The following is an 18,122-nucleotide window of genomic DNA, read 5'->3' as shown; positions in this document are numbered from 1 at the left end:
CCTTGGATTTAAAATAGTGTTTTTTATTTTTCCTTTATTTAATTTTCTGATCAGTAACCTTAAAATTTAATTACGCCCTTGATTACTTCATCTTTATGATCATTGCTGTATTCAATCGCATGGATGCAATCTTTGAAATCAAATACATGAGAAACGATTTTCTTTAACGGGATCAGTCCACCGGATACTGCTTTGATTGCCTTTGGATACAGGTTTCTGTATCTGTATACGGAATAGATTGTTCCTTCCATTGCATTTAATGTAGCGATATCCAGTTCAAGTACAGGTTCCGGAGAAACACCTGTCAGAGTAACTTTTCCTGCACGTTTGATCAATCTGCAGGTCTGTAATGTTGTGATTCTGTTTCCTGCACATTCGTAAACCTGATCAGCTCCGCCACCCGGAAGTGTTTTTGCAAATTCTTCAATGCTTTCTCTTGTGCTGTTAAATACTCTTGTTGCACCTACTTCCAGTGCTTTTTCCAGACGTTTGTCCAGTACGTCTGCTGCATAGATTTCTGTTACGCCTCTGGCTTTCAGGCTCATGATGGTACACAGACCGATACATCCACATCCAAGAACAATTGCAGTCTCACCAAGTTTGGCATCGGAAAGTTCTGTTCCATGCATACCTACTGTTAATGGCTCCAGAAGTCCGCCTTCCATAGTATCCATGTTCTCCGGAAGTTTGTAGCACATTGTTGCGTCATGTGTACAGTACTCAGAGAAAACACCGTCTCTTTCGTGAGGAATTGCCAGCATCTTTACATCCGGGCAAAGGTTGTAATGACCTGTTCTGCAGGCTTCACATTTGCCACATGGTACTGCAGGTTCAATAGCAACTTTGTCACCGACCTCGAATCCTGTTACGCCTTCACCGATTGCTGTAACAACTCCGCCCGGCTCATGTCCCAGAGCAAGAGGTCCGTCCAGTTCCCAGTTTGCCAGTCTTCCCTGATCAAAGAAATGAAGATCAGATCCACAGATTCCTACATACTCCAGTTTGATCTGAAGTTCTCCTGCTGCCGGCTGCGGGATTTCTCTCTCTGTCCACTCAAGCTGTCTCTGTCCTGTCAGTACGCAGACTTTCATTGTTCCTTCCATTGTTTTCTTCCTCCTACATTACATTGTTTTTATATGATGTTATTATTTATTATTACTTACTTTTTTTGCTGATCAGAATTTTTACTCTGTCTTTGATTCCCTGTACATCCATCTTATAGTACTTGAAGACTTCCTGATCTGTACCATTCGGTACATCCTCATCAGGGATTCCACAAATATCTAACGGTACCATTTCTGTCTGTGCTGCAACTTCTGCAACTGCACCGCCAAGTCCGCCGTAGATACTGTGTTCTTCCAGTGTAAGGATACATCCGCATTCTTTTGCTACTGTTTCGATCATCTCTGTATCCAGCGGTTTGATGGTAAACATATCTACTACAGAAACGTTGATTCCTTCTTCTTTCAGTTCCTCTGCTGCCTGAAGTGCTGTTGCAACAAGCTGTCCGCATACAATGATCGCTGCATCTTTACCGTCTGTCAGGCGTTTTGCTTTTCCAATCTTGAATTCTGTATTTTCATCATAGATTACCGGAACTCCGCTTCTTGCAATTCTGATATAAGTTGGTCTAGGAGATTCCAGAAGTTCTTTTGTGATCTTTCTCATCTGTACGGCATCAGACGGGATCATTACTGTCAGTCCCGGAATCGCACGCATCAGGGAAATATCCTGAAGTGAATGGTGTGTTGCACCAAGAGCACCATAGCTGATTCCTCCGCTGATTCCGATCACTGTTACATTATTATGAGAATAAGCAATATCTACTTTTACCTGTTCTGCAGAACGCATGCTGTAAAAGCTTGCCGGGCCGATGGTAAATACTTTCTTTCCCATATAAGCCATACCTGCGGAAACTGTAACGCTGTTCTGTTCTGCGATTCCCATCTCTACGAACTGCTCCGGGAGTTCATCCGGGTAAGCTCCAAGTTTTGCTGAGCCTCTTGAGTCCGTACATACTACCATAATATTTTTATCTTTCTTAGCTTCTTCCAGAATCATCTCAGAAAAAGCACTACTCAAAGCTTCTTTTCCCATCATGCCAGTTCCTTTCTGTATTCAGCCATATCTTCTTTTAACTGTTCCACCTGCTCCAGACTTGGTGTCTTATGATGCCATCCTGCCTGATTTTCTGCACATGCAAGTCCTTTTCCTTTGATCGTGTTTGCAATGACGCATACCGGCTTTCCTTCTTCTCTGGTATCCAACGCATCTGAAATCTCATCATAATCATGACCATTAATCTCGATTGTCTTGAATCCGAAAGCTTCTGCTTTTTCTTTCAGGTTCTCGATTGGCATTACATCTTCTGTATTTCCACTAATTTGTAAATGATTTCTGTCTACAATCCATGTAAGATTATCCAGTTTATATTTTGCTGCTGACATTAACGCTTCCCAGTTGCTTCCTTCTGCAAGTTCACCGTCACCGGTAATAACATAAACGTGATTATTTTTTTCATTCTTCTTCAGTGCAATGGCGATACCTGTCGCAAATCCAAGCCCATGTCCAAGAGATCCTGTATTTGCTTCTACTCCGTTTACTTTCTTGTTCGGATGCCCTCCGAGAAGTGCACCGAAGCTTCCAAATTCATCCATTTCTTTCTGTCCAATATAGCCATATCTGTTCAGGAGAGAATAATAGGTTTCAGCTGAATGCCCTTTGCTGAGGATAAAATAATCTCTGCCTTCCCATTTCGAATTTTTCGGATCATGTTTCATCTTGTCAAAAAGAACAACCATCACGTCTGTCTCTGATAAGTCTCCTCCGATGTGTCCGCCTCCACCGTGATAGATCAGTTCTACTGTTTTTTCTCTTATCTCAGAAGCTTGTATCATCAACTTCTTCTTTTTCTCTGCATCCATTTTTTCATACCTCCTGTTTACTTTTTCAGAAGCATCTCTACTGCTTCATTCCATCCCTGAACCTTTTCATTTCTTTCCTGCTCCGGCATCTCTGTTTCAAAGAAGTTATAGGTAATTGCCTTATAAATATCGTCTGGTTCATAGTATCCGGCAGATTCTCCTGCCAGATATCCGGCTCCGATCACTGAAAGTTCTTCTGCATCTGGAATCTTGATTTCTGTCTGTGAGATATCGCTCTGGAACTGCATCAGATATTTATTCCTGGTAGGACCTCCATCTACACACATCTGCGAAATATCAATTTCTGAATCTTTTCTCATTGCATCAATTACATCATTGATCTGATAAGCGATGCATTCACATCCTGCTTTTACAATTTCTTCTCTTCCAGTTGTTCTGCTCATTCCTGAAATACTTGCGTAAATGTCATCTCTCCACCATGGAGCTCCCAGTCCTGAAAAAGCAGGTACAATATATGTATGATCATTTGGATCTGCTTTTCTTGCCAGTTCTTCTGTTTCTCCCGGAGAGGAAATCATGTGAAGGTTATCTTTCAGCCAGGAAATAACGGCTCCTGTATAATTGATATTTCCTTCTAATACATAAGAAGCTTTTCCTTTGATTCTCCATGCAAGGGAAGTAGATAAACCATGTTCACTGAAGAATGGTGTCTCACCTGTGTTCATCATTACGGAAGATCCTGTTCCGTAAGTAGTTTTGATTCCGCCTGCCTGTCTGCAGTTATGTCCGTAAAGGGCTCCATGAGAATCACCGAGGATTCCACAGATTGGAATTTCTTTATCCAGGTATCCTTCCAGGTCTGTATATCCGAATGTGGAATCTGAATCACAGATCTGAGGAAGTGCTTTCATCGGAATTCCAAACAGTTCACACATTTCTCTGTCCCATACCAGATCTTTGATATTCAGAAGCTGTGTTCTGCTGGCATTGGAGTAGTCTGTCTTGAATTCCTTTCCACCTGTCAGTTTATATACCAGCCAGCTGTCCATTGTTCCAAGAGCAAGTTCTCCGTTCTCTGCAAGTTCTTTTGCTCCGGAAATGTTCTCAAGGAACCATGCCATCTTGCCTGCCGGATAATACGGAGAAAGCTTCAGACCGGTCCGTCTGTAGACCTTTTCACCGGAAACACCATCTTCACCGATCCGTCTGCAGATATCTTTTGCTCTGCTACACTGCCATACGATCGCATCTGCAACAGGTTTTCCTGTTTTTCGGTTCCATGCTGCTGTTGTTTCTCTCTGGTTGTCAATTCCGATACAAACAATCTGTTTTTTATCTATGCCAGCTTTCTCTACCACCTGTCTGGCAGCTTTGATTACATTTGCGTAAATCTCTTCCAGATCATGCGATACCCAGTTCTGATCATTTACAATCTGCTTATGTGCCGCATCTGCTCTGGCAATAATCTTTCCATCTTTGTCAAAAAGAACAGCTTTTGTTCCCTGCGTGCTCTGGTCAATTCCCAGAATGTAGAATGAACTCATATCCTCATCCTTTCCCACCATTATCGTTTTATGTTCTATTTTGTTCGAATGTCTGTGCTATTTGTTTATTTTTTATGTTTTTCCTGTTCTTTAATGCGATTATATAGCACATTTTATATATTGTCAATATCATTTTTATCTTTTTCAAACATTATTTTGTTTTATTCCGAACATTTTTATTCAAAAAACACATTTTAGCATTGAAATATGTACTTCTTTCTGTTATATTATTACTATAGTAAACACGCCTGTATGGCTTTTAGAAAGTAGGTACTTATTAATGAAAAAAGAACGGCACGCTCGAATTATCGAAATTATGCAAAATCAAAATATTATTACTATAAAAGATCTTGCACAACAACTAAACTGTACAGAAATGACCGTTCGCCGCAATCTTGATGAACTTCAGAATATGAACTTTGTAAAAAGAGAACGGGGATATGCCATTTTGCTTCAGCCCGCAAAAGATACTGATTATTATGTAGAAAGCGGAGAACACGAACGCGAAAAGCGAGCAATCGCAACTATTGCTTTACAGTATATCCATCCATCCCAGAGTATTTGTATGGATTCCGGAACTACAATCCAGCAACTTATCACAATGCTCCCTATGACCATGCCATTATCAGTGATAACTCCCAGCCTTGTAGGCGCGCTGGCATTATCAGATAATACAAATATACAGGTTCTGATTCCAAGCGGAGTGATGCACCACACTAATCGTTCTATATTGATTTCTGATCCTGAATGGCTCTCTCAATACCGAGCAGATATTGCCTTTATGTCCTGCCGTTCTTTCCGCGTCCCCGGTGGTGCGTTCGAACATTCACAGGCACTTACTTCCACCAAACGTGCTCTGGCGTCTATTGCTCAGAAACGAATTATTCTTTTGGATTATTCCAAGTGGAATGTAAACTCGTTGTGTAATTCTCTGAAATTATCAGATTTAAACATCCTTATTACAGATAATAAAGCGCCTTTAGAACTAGCTACCAAAGCAGCTGAAAAAGGAATTGAAATTATTATTGTAAACCCTGATAATAATGTTATTCAGGAACATTTTAATCCTTCAGAAGACAGCCCTATAAAATAGAAAAACTGGTTCTGATCGTTATCATTAAACAAAAACAAAAACTTATTTGTATATATTGACTTTCTCACATCAGAATGTTACAATGTGAGTAATTAAGACAAGGGGTGCTTGTGTAAACAGGCTGAGAGTAAGCTGTATTGCTTTAACCCATTACCTGATTTGGATAATGCCAACGTAGGGAAAGTTATAGTTCTTCCGGACTGCAATATGCTTGTTGGCGTATTGCAGTTTTTCCTTTTTATAAGCAGACATATCATATCATCTCCCCTGTTTTAATTATAACCAGACAAACACGACAGACCGGGGGCACCACTCTCTGTCACTTCAGTAGTTTACTAAAAAACTTACGAATATGCGCAGGTGCAAGTCCCTGCTATATGCAGGAGGCGCAGTTCATTTTATTCGCAGTAACATCGAAAGCCCACAGTGCAGGGCAAGGAGGAAAAAATGACACAGTATACAACGCAGATGGACGCGGCACGTCAGGGAATCATCACACCACAGATGGAAATCGTAGCAGAAAAAGAACACTTTGACGTGGAAGAATTAAGAGAACTGATTGCAAAAGGACAGGTAATTATTCCCTGCAACAAAAATCACAAAAGCATCAGTCCGAGCGGTGTCGGTGCAAAGCTGACCACCAAGATCAATGTAAATTTAGGTGTTTCCAGAGACTGGAAAGACGTTGATATGGAATATGAAAAGGTACATTCAGCAGTAGAAATGGGTGCAGAAGCCATCATGGATCTCAGCTCCTACGGAGATACCAGAAGCTTCCGCCGCAAACTTACATCCGAATGTCCGGCAATGATCGGTACTGTTCCGATCTACGACGCAGTAGTATATTATCACAAAGCGCTTGGCAAGATTACTTCTGAAGAGTGGATTGATATCGTACGTATGCATGCAGAAGACGGCGTGGATTTTATGACTATCCACTGCGGTATGAATCGTGCAACCGCAGCACGTTTCAAACAGAATAAACGTCTCATGAACATTGTTTCCAGAGGTGGTTCTATTATGTTCGCATGGATGGAAATGACAGGAAAAGAGAACCCGTTCTATGAGCATTTTGATGAAATTCTTGATATCTGCAGAGAGTATGATATCACTTTAAGTCTGGGAGATGCATGTCGTCCCGGATGTATTGCAGATGCAACTGATACTGCACAGATTGAAGAGCTGATCACTCTCGGTGAGCTTACCAAACGTGCATGGGAAAAGGATGTTCAGGTTATGATCGAGGGACCTGGCCACATGCCGCTGAACCAGATCGCAGCTAATATGGAAATCCAGAAAACTCTTTGCCATGGCGCTCCTTTCTATGTACTTGGACCGCTTGTAACAGATGTTGCTCCCGGATATGACCACATTACTTCCGCAATCGGCGGTGCGATCGCTGCTTATTCAGGTGCTGCTTTCCTCTGCTATGTAACACCTGCAGAACATCTTCGTCTGCCAAATGCAGCTGATGTAAAAGAGGGAATTATCGCTGCCAAAATTGCTGCTCATGCCGCTGATATTGCCAAAGGAGTTCCCGGTGCCGCAGAATGGGATTATAAGATGAGCGAAGCGAGAAAACGTCTTGACTGGGAAGAAATGTTCAAACTCAGCATGGATCCTGAGAAAGCAAGACGCTACCGCGCAGAGGCTAAACCTGAGAAAGAAGACACCTGCAGTATGTGCGGAAACTTCTGTGCCGTAAAGAATACAAACCGTATTCTGGATGGTGAAATTGTTACTATTTTTGATGAATGATGCTTTTATAAAAGCCGTATTTCAACATGTTTGATTGTTGAAATACGGCTTTTTATTTACTATATCTTCATCATATCTGACATAATACATCCACCGGCTGAACCATGTTCCATAATCTCATTTAACTGTCCTGTTCCCGGATGTATCCCTCCTATGGCATATACAGGAATCTTTACTGCTTTACAGACATTCTCCAGAAATTCCAGTCCTCTGGGTGGAAGTCCTTTTTTACAGTCAGTTGTATAAATATGTCCTGCCGTAAGATAATCAGCTCCCAGACTTTCTGCTTTCAATGCATCTTCTACGGAGTGGACCGAACTTCCGATCTGCCGGAAACCTCCAAGCTTTCCCTCATATTTTTCCAACAGAAATATTGGCAGATGAATGTATGGATGATGCAGTTTTTCTGCTACGTTTACATAGGTATGTAATATGCAGGGAACCTGATATCTCTTACAGATTTCCAGTATCTGCTCTGCCAGACGAGAATATTCTTCCTCCGGCAGATCCTTTTCCCTCAGAATAACCGCCTTCGGATGAAGGCTGCATACACGCTCGATCTGTTCTGCAAAGGGACGCTGACACAGGGAGCGGTTGGTCACTGCAATTACATTTTCATAAGGATTTTTCTGCATTTTAGAGGTACACATAATCATTCATAACCGGCTGAAGATCATGATCCAAAAGTGCCTTATAGACTTCATCTACAGACCTTCCGTCTGAAATCTCAAACTGGTCATCTCCTTTATCTTCGATATCCTCCACATGACTTCCGATTCCTGTGCTGACTCCTGCTGAAATCTTTGTCGCAGCAATTCCAACCAGGTTATCGCGTACACGCTCACACTCTCTGGTAGATACCGTAATGCTTGCAAATGGCATGAACAGACGATAGGCGCAGACCACCTGAAGCAGCTGTGGTTCATGTACATCCATAGGATTAATACGGTCATTGTTGATGATCGGCCGAAGTCTCGGACAGGAAAATGCAATCTCTGCATGAGGATATTTTCTCTGCAAAAGATATGCATGATATCCGGTGGCAAAAGCATCCTTACGGAAATCATCCAGTCCCAGAAGTGCAGCAAATCCTACTCCTCGCATACCACCCTTTAAAGCACGTTCCTGTGCGTTCAGACGATAAGGAAATATACGCTTGTGCCCTGCAAGATGCAGAGTTTCATACTTATCTGAATTATAAGTCTCCTGGAATACCGTTACATAATCAGCTCCGCATTCATGGAGATGTGCATACTCATCTGAATTCATAGGATAAACTTCAAGTCCGATTACTTTGAAATATTTCCGGGCAATCTTACATGCTTCTCCGATATATTTTACATCAGATTTTGCTCTGCTCTCTCCTGTAAGAATCAGGATTTCCTGCAGTCCTGTCTTTGCGATAGCAGCCATTTCCTTATCAATCTCTTCTGCATTCAGCTTTGCTCTGCGGATCTTATTATGGCAGTTAAATCCGCAGTAAATACAGTAATTCTCACAGTAATTTGCAATATAAATAGGGGTAAACATATACACACTGTTCCCAAAATGTTTCCTGGTTTCTTTCTGCGCAGCCTGTGCGATTTCCTCCAGAAGAGGCAATGCAGCCGGAGACAGCAGTGCCTGAAAATCCTCTGGTGTACGGTTATCATGAGCAAGTGCCCTGCGTACATCTGCCTCTGTATATTTATCATAATCGTAAGCATTCATGGCAGAAATAACCTGATCCATCACGTCTGATTCTTCCAGTACTTCCATTCCCGGAAGATATTTCATATGATCGATCCTGTTCTTTTTCATATCTTCCAGAATCACTTCATTGACAATACTTTCGTTGAAGTGTTCCCCATGTTCCATATTTTTTTCTGTTGTTTCCATTGATGTTTTCTCCTCTTTATTACCATTTGGCAACTTTCGTTTTCCTATAAATTAATACCTACTCCGCAGTTATAGCAATCCTCTAAAATAATGCATCTTAATCCAGCCCATCAGAGTGTGAAATCCTGCGTCAGATATCTTTGCCGTGCGTCAGCACGCCTGCAGATATCTTCCTTGTCTTTCGCACGCTGCTGAACTGTCTTAAATGCATTATTTACGAGGATTGCTATAATCAAAAATCTCATTTTAGAATGATTTTTTATTTATTACTCATGAAGAAAACCAGTCAGTGGAGAGGATGCGCTTGCACCTTTTTCCAGGGTTCTTCCCAGTCCGGCAAGGTATGCACTTCGTCCTGCTTCAATAGCTTTTTTAAATGCTTCAGCCATTATCTGCACATCACCTGCTGTGGCAATCGCAGTATTTGCCATAACTGCAGATGCCCCCATCTCCATGGCTTCACACGCCTGAGAAGGACGTCCGATTCCTGCATCTACAATGATCGGGAGCTCAATTTCGTCAATCAAAATCTGGATAAATTCCTTGGTGCACAGACCTTTATTAGAGCCGATCGGAGAACCCAGCGGCATGATGCAGGCAGCTCCGGCATTTACCAGATCTCTGGCTGCATTCAGATCCGGGTACATATAAGGCATTACTACAAATCCTTCTTTTGCAAGAATTTCTGTAGCTTTAACAGTTTCATAGTTATCCGGAAGCAGATATTTTGAATCATGGATCACTTCGATCTTTACGAAATCACCGCATCCGATTTCTCTGGAAAGCCTGGCAATACGAACTGCTTCTTCTGCATTTCTGGCACCTGAAGTATTGGGAAGAAGAGTAACATTTTTCGGAATATAGTCCAGAATATTTGCCAGTCCACCTTCATTGGCACGACGCAGAGCCAGAGTGATGATCTGCGCATCTGCCTTTTCAATACATGCTTTCACCAGATCCAGAGAAAATTTTCCGGATCCCAGAATAAAACGGGAAGTAAATTCATGACCTCCCAGAATCAGTTTGTCTTCATTATTTGTACTCATAATTTAAGTCCTTCTTTCGTATATTATAATGTGATATCAGGATATTCCTGTTTATCTTCCACCTCCCATGAAGCTGACTATTTCCAGTATGTCGTTTTCATGTAAAACAGTAGTGCTGTACTCAGCTTTTGACAGAATTCTTTCATTTAATTCTACTGCGATCTGGCTGGGCACATAGCTGTTTTCCTCCAGATATTGCCCTATTGTAAGAGTATTCTGCAATTCTTTTGTTTTTCCATTAACAGTAATAAGCATACTTTCTCCTTTCCGGGAAAAGAAGGTCCGGCCTCTACAACATAAAAAAGAGTCCACAAAAGAATACACCCGCGGTGGTGCACCCCTTCATGAACTCTGTTCACTCTCATCTTTCCCAATATTCATCTGTTATAATGTAAATTTCCCTGTAAGCCCCCGGCTTTCTCTCGCTTATTACAGATTGATTACCGGACAGCTGAATTTCTTCAAATGCATGAGATAAATAAAAGGAGATGCCAGTCATCTCCCTTTAAAATCATATCTTATGGGTTCCTACGTTGGCATTATCCAAATCAGGTATATGGGTCGAAGTTGATGACTTCCTCTCAGCCTGCGCTCACAAGCTCCCCTTTCTTTACATGGGTAAAGTATAATCTTTTATCCCATGTGTGTCAAGACCATATTTCTACATCCTCAGTTTCTTATGAAACTCCCGCATCGTATCCTTCTTGCAGAAGATAAACAGTGCAGCCAATGTCAGAAAACTGATTCCGGCACAGATTACTGAAGGTACGGCAAACTGCACGATTCCAGTCCAAACCAATATCATCGGAATCAGTCCTGCAATTCCGGCCTGTACAAGATAAAACAGATATTCTTCCCTTTCCAGACGGTTTATTTTTGCGATCACAGGAACAGAAAACTGAACTGCCAATATCCCGAAAGGAATCACAAAATCCACAGACCAGCCTTTCCATCCGGTAAACCGGTCCCATAGGATTGCGATTACTGATATGAGCAAAAGCTGCCACATTTCATTCTTCAGAATATTCCTGCGTTTATAATATGCTACCATAACAACCAGCCATGCACAGGCACATCCTGCTCCTGCAAACCAGAACCAGTTCAGTACACCTGCCATCATAAAATTGATCATTCCGCAGATTACCGCAATTGCCAGACACAGGAAGCTGAAAGTCTGGATAACCTTCTGATTTTCTTTTTTTTCAAGCCTGTGCTTTTCTCCATATCCCGGAAATTCATTCTTTAATTCTCTGTGGGAAACATTCTCCTCGCCAAGCATCCGCTGGAAATTCCTCTGGATACTGTCATCCGGTATCTTGGAAGTAAATCCCAGTACCATCTCATCCCCATAAGAACAGGAACACATCTGCAGAGAATTGGTACTTGCAAAAATCCCAAAATGCTGAATATATTCTTTGTACTCCTCCGGCAAACGAATAATGCCGATATTAGAATAAACTGCCGTAATGCTCCTGCTTCCCAGATTGGCTCCGATCATCAGAAAATATTTCTTGATCTCCAACGGAACAGCACGTACAAAAGGATTCTTCTCAATGCGCACATATCCGCTCATATGCATGGCAATCTTTTCTTTTACCAGTTCTTCTTCGAACTGTTTCTTCACAGATAAAAGTACATCTTCAAAGGTTGTTTCATCAGAAAATATATATCCCACCTCAATCCATCCAAAGAAATTTGTCATAGACTGAGACGGAAAATAATTTCTCAGATTCACCGGAATCATCAATGCTACCGGTCGTTTCTGCTGATTCTTTGGAATCTCTTCCCGAATAGAACACAGCATCATTGCTGTCAGTAAAACAGTGATGGAAACTCCACAGGAGCGGGCTTTCCGGTGGATATCTTTTACAGAAAGAGCAACCTCCGTAACATGCATATCTGAATGAACCAGCTTCTCCCCTTTCAGTTTAACAGCGGCTTTTTTCTTCTCTTTATCTTTCGGTATATCTGAAGAATAATACTGAGAAAAGCTGTCCTCTTCTTTATCTCCATGTGTAATTTCCTCTGCATGCTCAATCTGCGGAAGATCTGCCTGTGGATGTGCCAGAATCAGATAATCCTGAACCAGTTCCTGCAGGAAATGCATGGCTCCGGTGCCATCTGTCAATGCATGAAACACCTCAAAATTAATTCTGTTTTTGTCATAACTCACCTGAAATAAAAGGGATTTCTTATCCGGAATATATAAACGGCTGCATGGTGGTTCCGTCTCCGGCTTTACCACTGCTCTGATATCTCTGTGCTCCAGATAAAACCAGAACAGCCCTTTTCTCAGAACCGCCTGGAACAATGGATATTTCTCCATTGTCTGATCCAGTGCTGCCTGAAGGATTTCCCCGTTAACTTCTTCCTTTAACTGACAATAGAAACGAAACACTCTGGTGTCATTCTTTCCTGTTACCAGCGGAAATGCCAACGCTGCATTATCCAGTTTTCTCCATTTTGAGTATCCTGTATCCATAATTTTCCTGCTTTCTTTTTGGTTCCTGATTACCTCTTTGTCCTGTAGCAATCTTCTCAGGGATTACTGTAGAATTTTCTCATAACTCTTATTCAGAAACCGGTTAATATATTTAAAACTCTCCTGTACATGCAGAAATTTGATTCCCAATGCAAAAAATCCATGAAATGCTCCGTAAATCCTGTGTACTTCCACATGATTTCCTGCAGCATGAAGTTTTCTGCCATATACTTCTCCCTCATCGCGCAAAGGATCATATTCTGCTGTGAGAATTAATGTTTCAGGCAAATTTCTCAGATCCTTCTCCAGTATCGGTGCAAAATACGGATTCTGTCTGTCCTCTGCTGAACTCTGATAAAGATTCAGATAATCTTCCATTTTTACTGATGTAAGAAGATAGTCACTACCGTTCTCCTGCACGGATCTGTAAGGAGATTCCTCTGTATAACAGTTTCCAAGTGCAGGATAGATCAGTATCTGACGGCGTGGTGTAAACTCTCCTTTGTCTCTTGCCATCAAACATACTGCTGCTGTCAGATTTCCTCCTGCACTGTCCCCGATGATCGTAATTTTCTCCGGATCAGTGTTTAAGATCAGCTGATTGGTATAAAGCGCTTTCGCTGCTGCATAACAATCCTCCAGCGGAACCGGAAACTTATGCTCCGGTGCCAGTCTGTATTCTACAGAAACTACAATATGTGCAGTTGCCTGTGCCATTCTGGCACATACACGATCGTAATTCTCCACACTCTCAGTTACCCATCCGCCACCATGGAAAAACAGGAGAATCGGAAATGTATTTCCCTCTACGATCCCCGCCTGCATTGCCTCTTCTGTCGGAAAATACAGTCTGACCGGGACCTCATGTTCTCCATTATACACCCTGGCATCCAGTTTTTTTACAAAAATCCGCATGGCATCCAGTTGTTTCAGATCTGCCATTCTTCTGGAAGATTCCAGTTCAATATTTCCATATGACAGTGCATGCAGAATTGCTTTCATTGTCTTTGATATCAATATTCTATATTTCCTTTCAGTTCCATCATTCTATCCGCATCCACCGCTTATTGCTTTTCGCAATCTCCGCAGATGTCCTGCTTAATCCAGTATATTGTTTTCGAAATACTGCTTAATTAATCGTGGCGCTCATCCGTATTACTGTACATTTCACAGAATCTTGCGGCAAATGCCGGTGGTTCATCATGCACATATAAATGGGAAACATCACCAAATGCACTGATACGAAAACTTGCAATTCCTTCTCTTCGTTCTTCTGTATTGACAGTTGTCACTGAACTTGGAGCTGCGCAGAATCCATGCCACAGTACCATTGGAGAAGCACCGATCAGATGCGCAAGAAGCACACATTCCAGACCAAAATGGCAGAAGAATACCAGGGTATCTTCATTTGGTTTCTCCACTCTGTAATAATGTCCTTCACGTACATAACCATGTTCAGCAAGAAGCTTATCAAACTCTCCTGTTACATGATCATAATATCTCTTGACATCAGATTGCTGAAATCTCTCGTTTTCATACCAGTGATCATATCGGTAAAATCTCTCATCCTGTGTCCAGTCCTGTGGAAGCCAGTCCCATAATCTCTTCTGCCTGTCAGTAACATCCGGGCGATTGATCAAAACATCAAATTCCCGTAACCAGTCACACTCAACTGCTGTACGGTTCATTTTCTTCAATGTAAAAGAGGCAGTATCCTTTGCCCTTCCAAGAGGCGATACATAGAAATCCTTTACATCAAGTTTTGACAGCCTTTCTGACAGATATTCTGCTTCTTTCCAGCCTTTTTCTGTAAGAGAATCAATGGAATAATCCGGATCTCCATGTCGCACGATCAATAATCTCATTCGTATTGTTCCTTTCTTTTGTCTCAGCTCTTCTGTATCAGATCAGACCGTATCCAAATGGTCTGCCTGCTGTGACTGAGGGAATTATCTTCTCATAAATATTTCCTGATGTGAATAGGTAATGCATATCATATGATGTTTTTATTCTAACATCAGGTTTCTATTTCTGCATCAAATTTTTTTTGATTTTAAATTTGTTATAAATTTTATTTGTTATTATATTATGAAATTTTTTTTCATTTTATAATGATTTTATATCCCATGTATGCTATACTGATTTTATCACAATCCTCTAAAACAATGCATCTTAATTCAGCCCATCAGAGTATGAAATCCTGCGTCAGGTGTCTTCGCTGTACGTCGGCATATCTTGCAGATATCTTCCCTGTCCTTCATAATCCGACAAGTTGTAATAATTGCATTATTTTATGGAATTCTATAAAAAGAAAGGAGCCACTTATGAAAATTTTAGTCTTCGACATTGGCGGTACCGCGATCAAATACGGAATCTGCAAGAACGGACATCTCGAAGAAACCAAAGAATACCCAACCGAGGCCTTCAGGGGCGGTACTCACATTTTGAATACTATCTGCCGTCTTTCTGAACAGTATCTCCCTTTTGATGCCATCGGTATCAGTACTGCCGGACAGGTCAATCCTGATGAAGGTTCTATTATTTATGCCAACAGCAACATCCCTGATTACACAGGCACACAATTTAAAAAAATTCTCCAAAAACTCTTTCATGTTCCTGTTGCAGTAGAAAACGATGTTAACAGCGCAGCTCTCGGAGAAGCTGTTTTCGGTGCAGGAAAAGGAAAAAATTCTTTTCTCTGCCTTACGTACGGGACTGGTGTCGGTGGTGCCATTATTGAAAACAAACAGGTTTACCACGGTTCTTCTTTCTCAGCCGGAGAATTTGGTGCCATCATTACCCATGCAGAAGAAAAACTCTCCGGTACAGACCCGTTTGACGGATGCTACGAACGATATGCATCCGCTACCGCACTGGTAAAAATGGTTTCCACTGTAGATTCATCTCTCACTAATGGTCGACAGATTTTTGCAAGCCTGACACGCCCGGAAATTAACGAGGTTATTAATAAATGGATTGATGAAATCGTACTTGGTCTTGCCACTTTAATCCATATTTTCAATCCTTCATGCATTGTTCTGGGTGGAGGTATCATGGTTCAGCCTTACATTCTGGAACGAATCCACACTCGTATTCCACAAATGGTGATGTCTAGCTTTACACATGTACAGATTTCCAACGCAAAACTCGGAAACTCTGCCGGGCTTATGGGAGCCTATTACCTTGCTTCGCAGAAACTTTGATTTTCCGAACATGAAAAGAGCCTCCAAAGCAGAGATTTTATATTTATGGCAATCCTGTTTAATAATACATTTAAGACAGTCCAGCAGGGTGCAAAAGACCAGAAATGTCTGCCGCAGTATTTCACCGCTCTGCCGAACTGTCCTGATTGTATTATTTTGTGGAATTGTTATAATCGCTCTACTTTGGAGGTTTCATATCATCCTTATCTGACCATTTCCGGAACAGAAACCATTTTATAGTAATTTATGGAATTGCTATAAATAAAATATCCGGCAGAAAATCTGCCGGACTGCATACTGCTCTGTAGCTTTATTATGTATTTACTGTAATTCTGAAATTGCATCACGTATCATTTTGGCTGCCTCTTCTACAATTGGTATATCTTCGGGAATTAAACCCGGAAGAGGTTTACGTACATTTCCAATATCTATGTTTTCATTGATTCGCAGAATTTCCTTCATTACTGCATAAAGATTACCGTATGCTTCACACATTTTATAAATAATTGCGTCCGCTTTGTTCTGAATTTCCAGAGCTTCTTTCATTTTTCCTTCTTCTAAAAACTCATTCATCTTAAGAAACAATTCTGGCATGACAGCATAAGTTCCTCCGATTCCTCCATCAGCTCCTATTGCCCGTCCACTAATAAACTGTTCATCTGGTCCATTAAATACAATATGATCTTTTCCCGCTTCGGTTTTAAACATCTGAATGTCTTGAGTTGCCATTGAAGAATTTTTTACCCCAAGAACATTTGGATTTTTTAACATATTTTTATATAATGACATAGTAAGTGTAGTACCAGATAACTGCGGAATATTGTAAATAATAAATGGTGTATTTGGTGCTGCAGCTGAAATATCATTCCAATATTCTGCAATTGCATACTCCGGAAGATGAAAATAAATCGGTGGAATAGCCGCAATTGCATCAACTCCCTGGCTTTCCGCATGTGCCGCCAGTTCACAGCTGTCCTTCGTATTATTGCATGCAACATGCGCAATAATTGTTAGTTTTCCTTTTACTGCCTTCATTACATTTTCCAGAATTTTCTTACGGTCTTCTACACTCTGGTAAATACATTCTCCCGAAGATCCGCCCACGTACAGCCCTTTTACTCCCTTCTCCATCAAATGTTTTGCCAGAAGCTGTGTACGTTCTGCACTGATTTCTCCATTGTCATCATAGCATGCATAAAAAGCAGGAAATACTCCTTTAAATTTTTCTGTATTCATTTTGATTTCTCCTCTTTTTTATTTAAACCAGAAATTCTTTGTTTCTGACACTTTTGGGAAGCTTTCCTTCCAGAAATTCTTTTATATTATCCGCAATAATTACCTGAGACCTATATTCACTTTCCAGCGAAGCTGCTCCCATATGAGATGTAATATACACATTATCCATATGCATTAATGGCTGATCTGCCTTAGGTGGCTCTTCTGTCAAAACATCAAGTCCCGCACCGGCCAGCTTTCCTGTTTTCAGTGCTTCGATCAAATCCGCCTCATCTATTACACCTCCTCTGCAAGTATTCACAAGATACGCATGCGGCTTCATACGCTCAAATAGTGACTTATTGATTATTCTTGCAGTTGACGGCATAAACGGCATATGAAGACTCACTATATCACTCCGTTCAAAGAGTTCCTCAAGTGTATCAACAAATGTAATATTTTGACCTGGTACTGCTTCTTTTACAAATGGATCATACGCCAGAAGCTTAACTGAAAATCCAGATATCATACGGGCCAGATTCTTAGCAACTCTTCCATAACCTGCGAGTCCAACTATTTTTCCATCCAATTCATTTCCAGTAATAGTTGAGGGCCAAATTCCTTCTCTACATCCTTCAACGCAATTGGTAAAACGTCTTCCCAGATTCAAAATGTGCATCATAGCAACTTCTGCTACTGCCGGTGCATTAGCTCCCGGAATATTTGCCACAGGAATTCCGTTTTTTCCTGCCGCTTTCAAATCCACGGAATCTACTCCAGTACCATATTTCTGAATAAACTTTACTTTTCCCTTTACAGCACCAAGAGTAGTTTCATTCCAGGGCTCCATAGTAGCAATTACAATATCAACATCTTTTACTTTTTTTATCAGCAATTCCGGGTTATTATCCGGAATTGCCTCTGCTTCAAAATCGCATCCAATTTCGTCGAATTTTTTATATAAATAACTTACATCAACTTTCTGTGGATCGAGATTCAACCAAACTTTTGTCTTCAT

At 41.1% G+C, this 18,122-nt stretch carries 16 protein-coding genes and 2 riboswitches; of the genes, 3 read left to right on the top strand and 13 right to left on the bottom strand.

What is annotated here, in order from left to right; genetic code table 11:
- Window positions 1–59: 59 nt before the first annotated feature.
- From NQ550_RS01175 to NQ550_RS01160, 4 genes are read right to left on the bottom strand one after another with little or no spacing between them, the layout of a single operon-like run.
- Window positions 60–1,103, bottom strand: coding sequence for an NAD(P)-dependent alcohol dehydrogenase (locus NQ550_RS01175; RefSeq protein WP_025580655.1), 1,044 nt, complete (start codon window positions 1,101–1,103; stop codon window positions 60–62).
- Between the two features lie 52 nt (window positions 1,104–1,155).
- Window positions 1,156–2,100 (bottom strand): transketolase family protein, encoded by a 945-nt coding sequence (locus NQ550_RS01170; protein WP_025580656.1) that lies wholly within the window; start codon window positions 2,098–2,100, stop codon window positions 1,156–1,158.
- Window positions 2,097–2,924 carry a transketolase gene (locus NQ550_RS01165; protein ID WP_025580658.1) on the bottom strand — a complete coding sequence of 276 codons (828 nt, stop codon included), beginning with the start codon at window positions 2,922–2,924 and terminating at the stop codon, window positions 2,097–2,099. The genes NQ550_RS01170 and NQ550_RS01165 overlap by 4 nt, the downstream gene beginning before the upstream one ends.
- Before the next feature lie 17 nt (window positions 2,925–2,941).
- Window positions 2,942–4,429, bottom strand: coding sequence for an FGGY-family carbohydrate kinase (locus tag NQ550_RS01160; RefSeq protein ID WP_025580659.1), 1,488 nt, complete (start codon window positions 4,427–4,429; stop codon window positions 2,942–2,944).
- Between the two features lie 280 nt (window positions 4,430–4,709).
- Between NQ550_RS01160 and NQ550_RS01155 the strand changes: the two genes are divergently transcribed.
- On the top strand, window positions 4,710–5,522 hold the full coding sequence (locus tag NQ550_RS01155; protein WP_025580661.1) for a DeoR/GlpR family DNA-binding transcription regulator: 813 nt from the start codon (window positions 4,710–4,712) through the stop codon (window positions 5,520–5,522).
- A 90-nt stretch (window positions 5,523–5,612) separates the two neighbouring features.
- Window positions 5,613–5,721: riboswitch (TPP riboswitch) on the top strand.
- Window positions 5,722–5,969: 248 nt separating this feature from the next.
- Window positions 5,970–7,280 (top strand): phosphomethylpyrimidine synthase ThiC, encoded by a 1,311-nt coding sequence (gene thiC / locus NQ550_RS01150; protein WP_008707069.1) that lies wholly within the window; start codon window positions 5,970–5,972, stop codon window positions 7,278–7,280.
- 59 nt (window positions 7,281–7,339) lie between these two features.
- Here the strand turns inward: thiC and NQ550_RS01145 are convergent, their stop codons facing one another.
- The 7 genes from NQ550_RS01145 to NQ550_RS01115 form a co-directional block, all read right to left on the bottom strand.
- A complete protein-coding gene (locus NQ550_RS01145; RefSeq protein WP_020993274.1) occupies window positions 7,340–7,915 on the bottom strand; it encodes a thiamine phosphate synthase in 576 nt (191 codons plus the stop codon).
- Window position 7,916: 1 nt separating this feature from the next.
- On the bottom strand, window positions 7,917–9,158 hold the full coding sequence (gene thiH, locus NQ550_RS01140) for a 2-iminoacetate synthase ThiH (protein ID WP_008707072.1): 1,242 nt from the start codon (window positions 9,156–9,158) through the stop codon (window positions 7,917–7,919).
- Between the two features lie 266 nt (window positions 9,159–9,424).
- Window positions 9,425–10,204, bottom strand: coding sequence for a thiazole synthase (locus tag NQ550_RS01135; protein WP_008707074.1), 780 nt, complete (start codon window positions 10,202–10,204; stop codon window positions 9,425–9,427).
- A gap of 51 nt (window positions 10,205–10,255) precedes the next feature.
- The gene (gene thiS, locus NQ550_RS01130; RefSeq protein WP_008707075.1) at window positions 10,256–10,459 is read right to left on the bottom strand and encodes a sulfur carrier protein ThiS; all 204 of its coding nucleotides are present in this window, start codon (window positions 10,457–10,459) and stop codon (window positions 10,256–10,258) included.
- A 253-nt stretch (window positions 10,460–10,712) separates the two neighbouring features.
- Window positions 10,713–10,820, bottom strand: a riboswitch (TPP riboswitch).
- 45 nt (window positions 10,821–10,865) lie between these two features.
- A complete protein-coding gene (locus tag NQ550_RS01125) occupies window positions 10,866–12,686 on the bottom strand; it encodes a DUF6320 domain-containing protein (protein ID WP_020993275.1) in 1,821 nt (606 codons plus the stop codon).
- Window positions 12,687–12,749: 63 nt separating this feature from the next.
- Window positions 12,750–13,688, bottom strand: coding sequence for an alpha/beta hydrolase (locus NQ550_RS01120; RefSeq protein WP_029676870.1), 939 nt, complete (start codon window positions 13,686–13,688; stop codon window positions 12,750–12,752).
- 131 nt (window positions 13,689–13,819) lie between these two features.
- The gene (locus tag NQ550_RS01115) at window positions 13,820–14,551 is read right to left on the bottom strand and encodes a histidine phosphatase family protein (protein WP_025577855.1); all 732 of its coding nucleotides are present in this window, start codon (window positions 14,549–14,551) and stop codon (window positions 13,820–13,822) included.
- Between the two features lie 459 nt (window positions 14,552–15,010).
- On the opposite strand from NQ550_RS01115, the gene NQ550_RS01110 reads away from it, so the two are divergent.
- Complete coding sequence (locus NQ550_RS01110; RefSeq protein WP_025577858.1) at window positions 15,011–15,889, top strand: ROK family protein; 879 nt, start codon at window positions 15,011–15,013, stop codon at window positions 15,887–15,889.
- Window positions 15,890–16,210: 321 nt separating this feature from the next.
- Here the strand turns inward: NQ550_RS01110 and NQ550_RS01105 are convergent, their stop codons facing one another.
- Window positions 16,211–17,125: a dihydrodipicolinate synthase family protein gene (locus NQ550_RS01105; protein ID WP_025577862.1), complete on the bottom strand. Its 915-nt coding sequence runs from the start codon at window positions 17,123–17,125 to the stop codon at window positions 16,211–16,213.
- A 22-nt stretch (window positions 17,126–17,147) separates the two neighbouring features.
- On the bottom strand, window positions 17,148–18,122 hold the full coding sequence (locus NQ550_RS01100; protein WP_025577864.1) for a D-isomer specific 2-hydroxyacid dehydrogenase family protein: 975 nt from the start codon (window positions 18,120–18,122) through the stop codon (window positions 17,148–17,150).

This window comes from Blautia wexlerae DSM 19850, from assembly GCF_025148125.1.
Lineage (GTDB): Bacteria > Bacillota > Clostridia > Lachnospirales > Lachnospiraceae > Blautia_A > Blautia_A wexlerae.
The sequence above is the reverse complement of the archived record's forward strand: the minus strand, read 5'-3'. Positions and strand labels throughout refer to the sequence as shown.

What these genes read in the sequence shown, in the direction of transcription:
- NQ550_RS01145 (WP_020993274.1), bottom strand. Translation starts at nt 7,915, where the DNA reads ATGCAGAAAAATCCTTATGAAAATGTAATTGCAGTGACCAACCGCTCC.
- thiC (WP_008707069.1), top strand. Translation starts at nt 5,970, where the DNA reads ATGACACAGTATACAACGCAGATGGACGCGGCACGTCAGGGAATCATC.
- NQ550_RS01110 (WP_025577858.1), top strand. Translation starts at nt 15,011, where the DNA reads ATGAAAATTTTAGTCTTCGACATTGGCGGTACCGCGATCAAATACGGA.
- NQ550_RS01175 (WP_025580655.1), bottom strand. Translation starts at nt 1,103, where the DNA reads ATGGAAGGAACAATGAAAGTCTGCGTACTGACAGGACAGAGACAGCTT.
- thiS (WP_008707075.1), bottom strand. Translation starts at nt 10,459, where the DNA reads ATGCTTATTACTGTTAATGGAAAAACAAAAGAATTGCAGAATACTCTT.
- NQ550_RS01160 (WP_025580659.1), bottom strand. Translation starts at nt 4,429, where the DNA reads ATGAGTTCATTCTACATTCTGGGAATTGACCAGAGCACGCAGGGAACA.
- NQ550_RS01120 (WP_029676870.1), bottom strand. Translation starts at nt 13,688, where the DNA reads ATGAAAGCAATTCTGCATGCACTGTCATATGGAAATATTGAACTGGAA.
- NQ550_RS01115 (WP_025577855.1), bottom strand. Translation starts at nt 14,551, where the DNA reads ATGAGATTATTGATCGTGCGACATGGAGATCCGGATTATTCCATTGAT.
- thiH (WP_008707072.1), bottom strand. Translation starts at nt 9,158, where the DNA reads ATGGAAACAACAGAAAAAAATATGGAACATGGGGAACACTTCAACGAA.
- NQ550_RS01135 (WP_008707074.1), bottom strand. Translation starts at nt 10,204, where the DNA reads ATGAGTACAAATAATGAAGACAAACTGATTCTGGGAGGTCATGAATTT.
- NQ550_RS01170 (WP_025580656.1), bottom strand. Translation starts at nt 2,100, where the DNA reads ATGATGGGAAAAGAAGCTTTGAGTAGTGCTTTTTCTGAGATGATTCTG.
- NQ550_RS01100 (WP_025577864.1), bottom strand. Translation starts at nt 18,122, where the DNA reads ATGAAGACAAAAGTTTGGTTGAATCTCGATCCACAGAAAGTTGATGTA.
- NQ550_RS01155 (WP_025580661.1), top strand. Translation starts at nt 4,710, where the DNA reads ATGAAAAAAGAACGGCACGCTCGAATTATCGAAATTATGCAAAATCAA.
- NQ550_RS01125 (WP_020993275.1), bottom strand. Translation starts at nt 12,686, where the DNA reads ATGGATACAGGATACTCAAAATGGAGAAAACTGGATAATGCAGCGTTG.
- NQ550_RS01165 (WP_025580658.1), bottom strand. Translation starts at nt 2,924, where the DNA reads ATGGATGCAGAGAAAAAGAAGAAGTTGATGATACAAGCTTCTGAGATA.
- NQ550_RS01105 (WP_025577862.1), bottom strand. Translation starts at nt 17,125, where the DNA reads ATGAATACAGAAAAATTTAAAGGAGTATTTCCTGCTTTTTATGCATGC.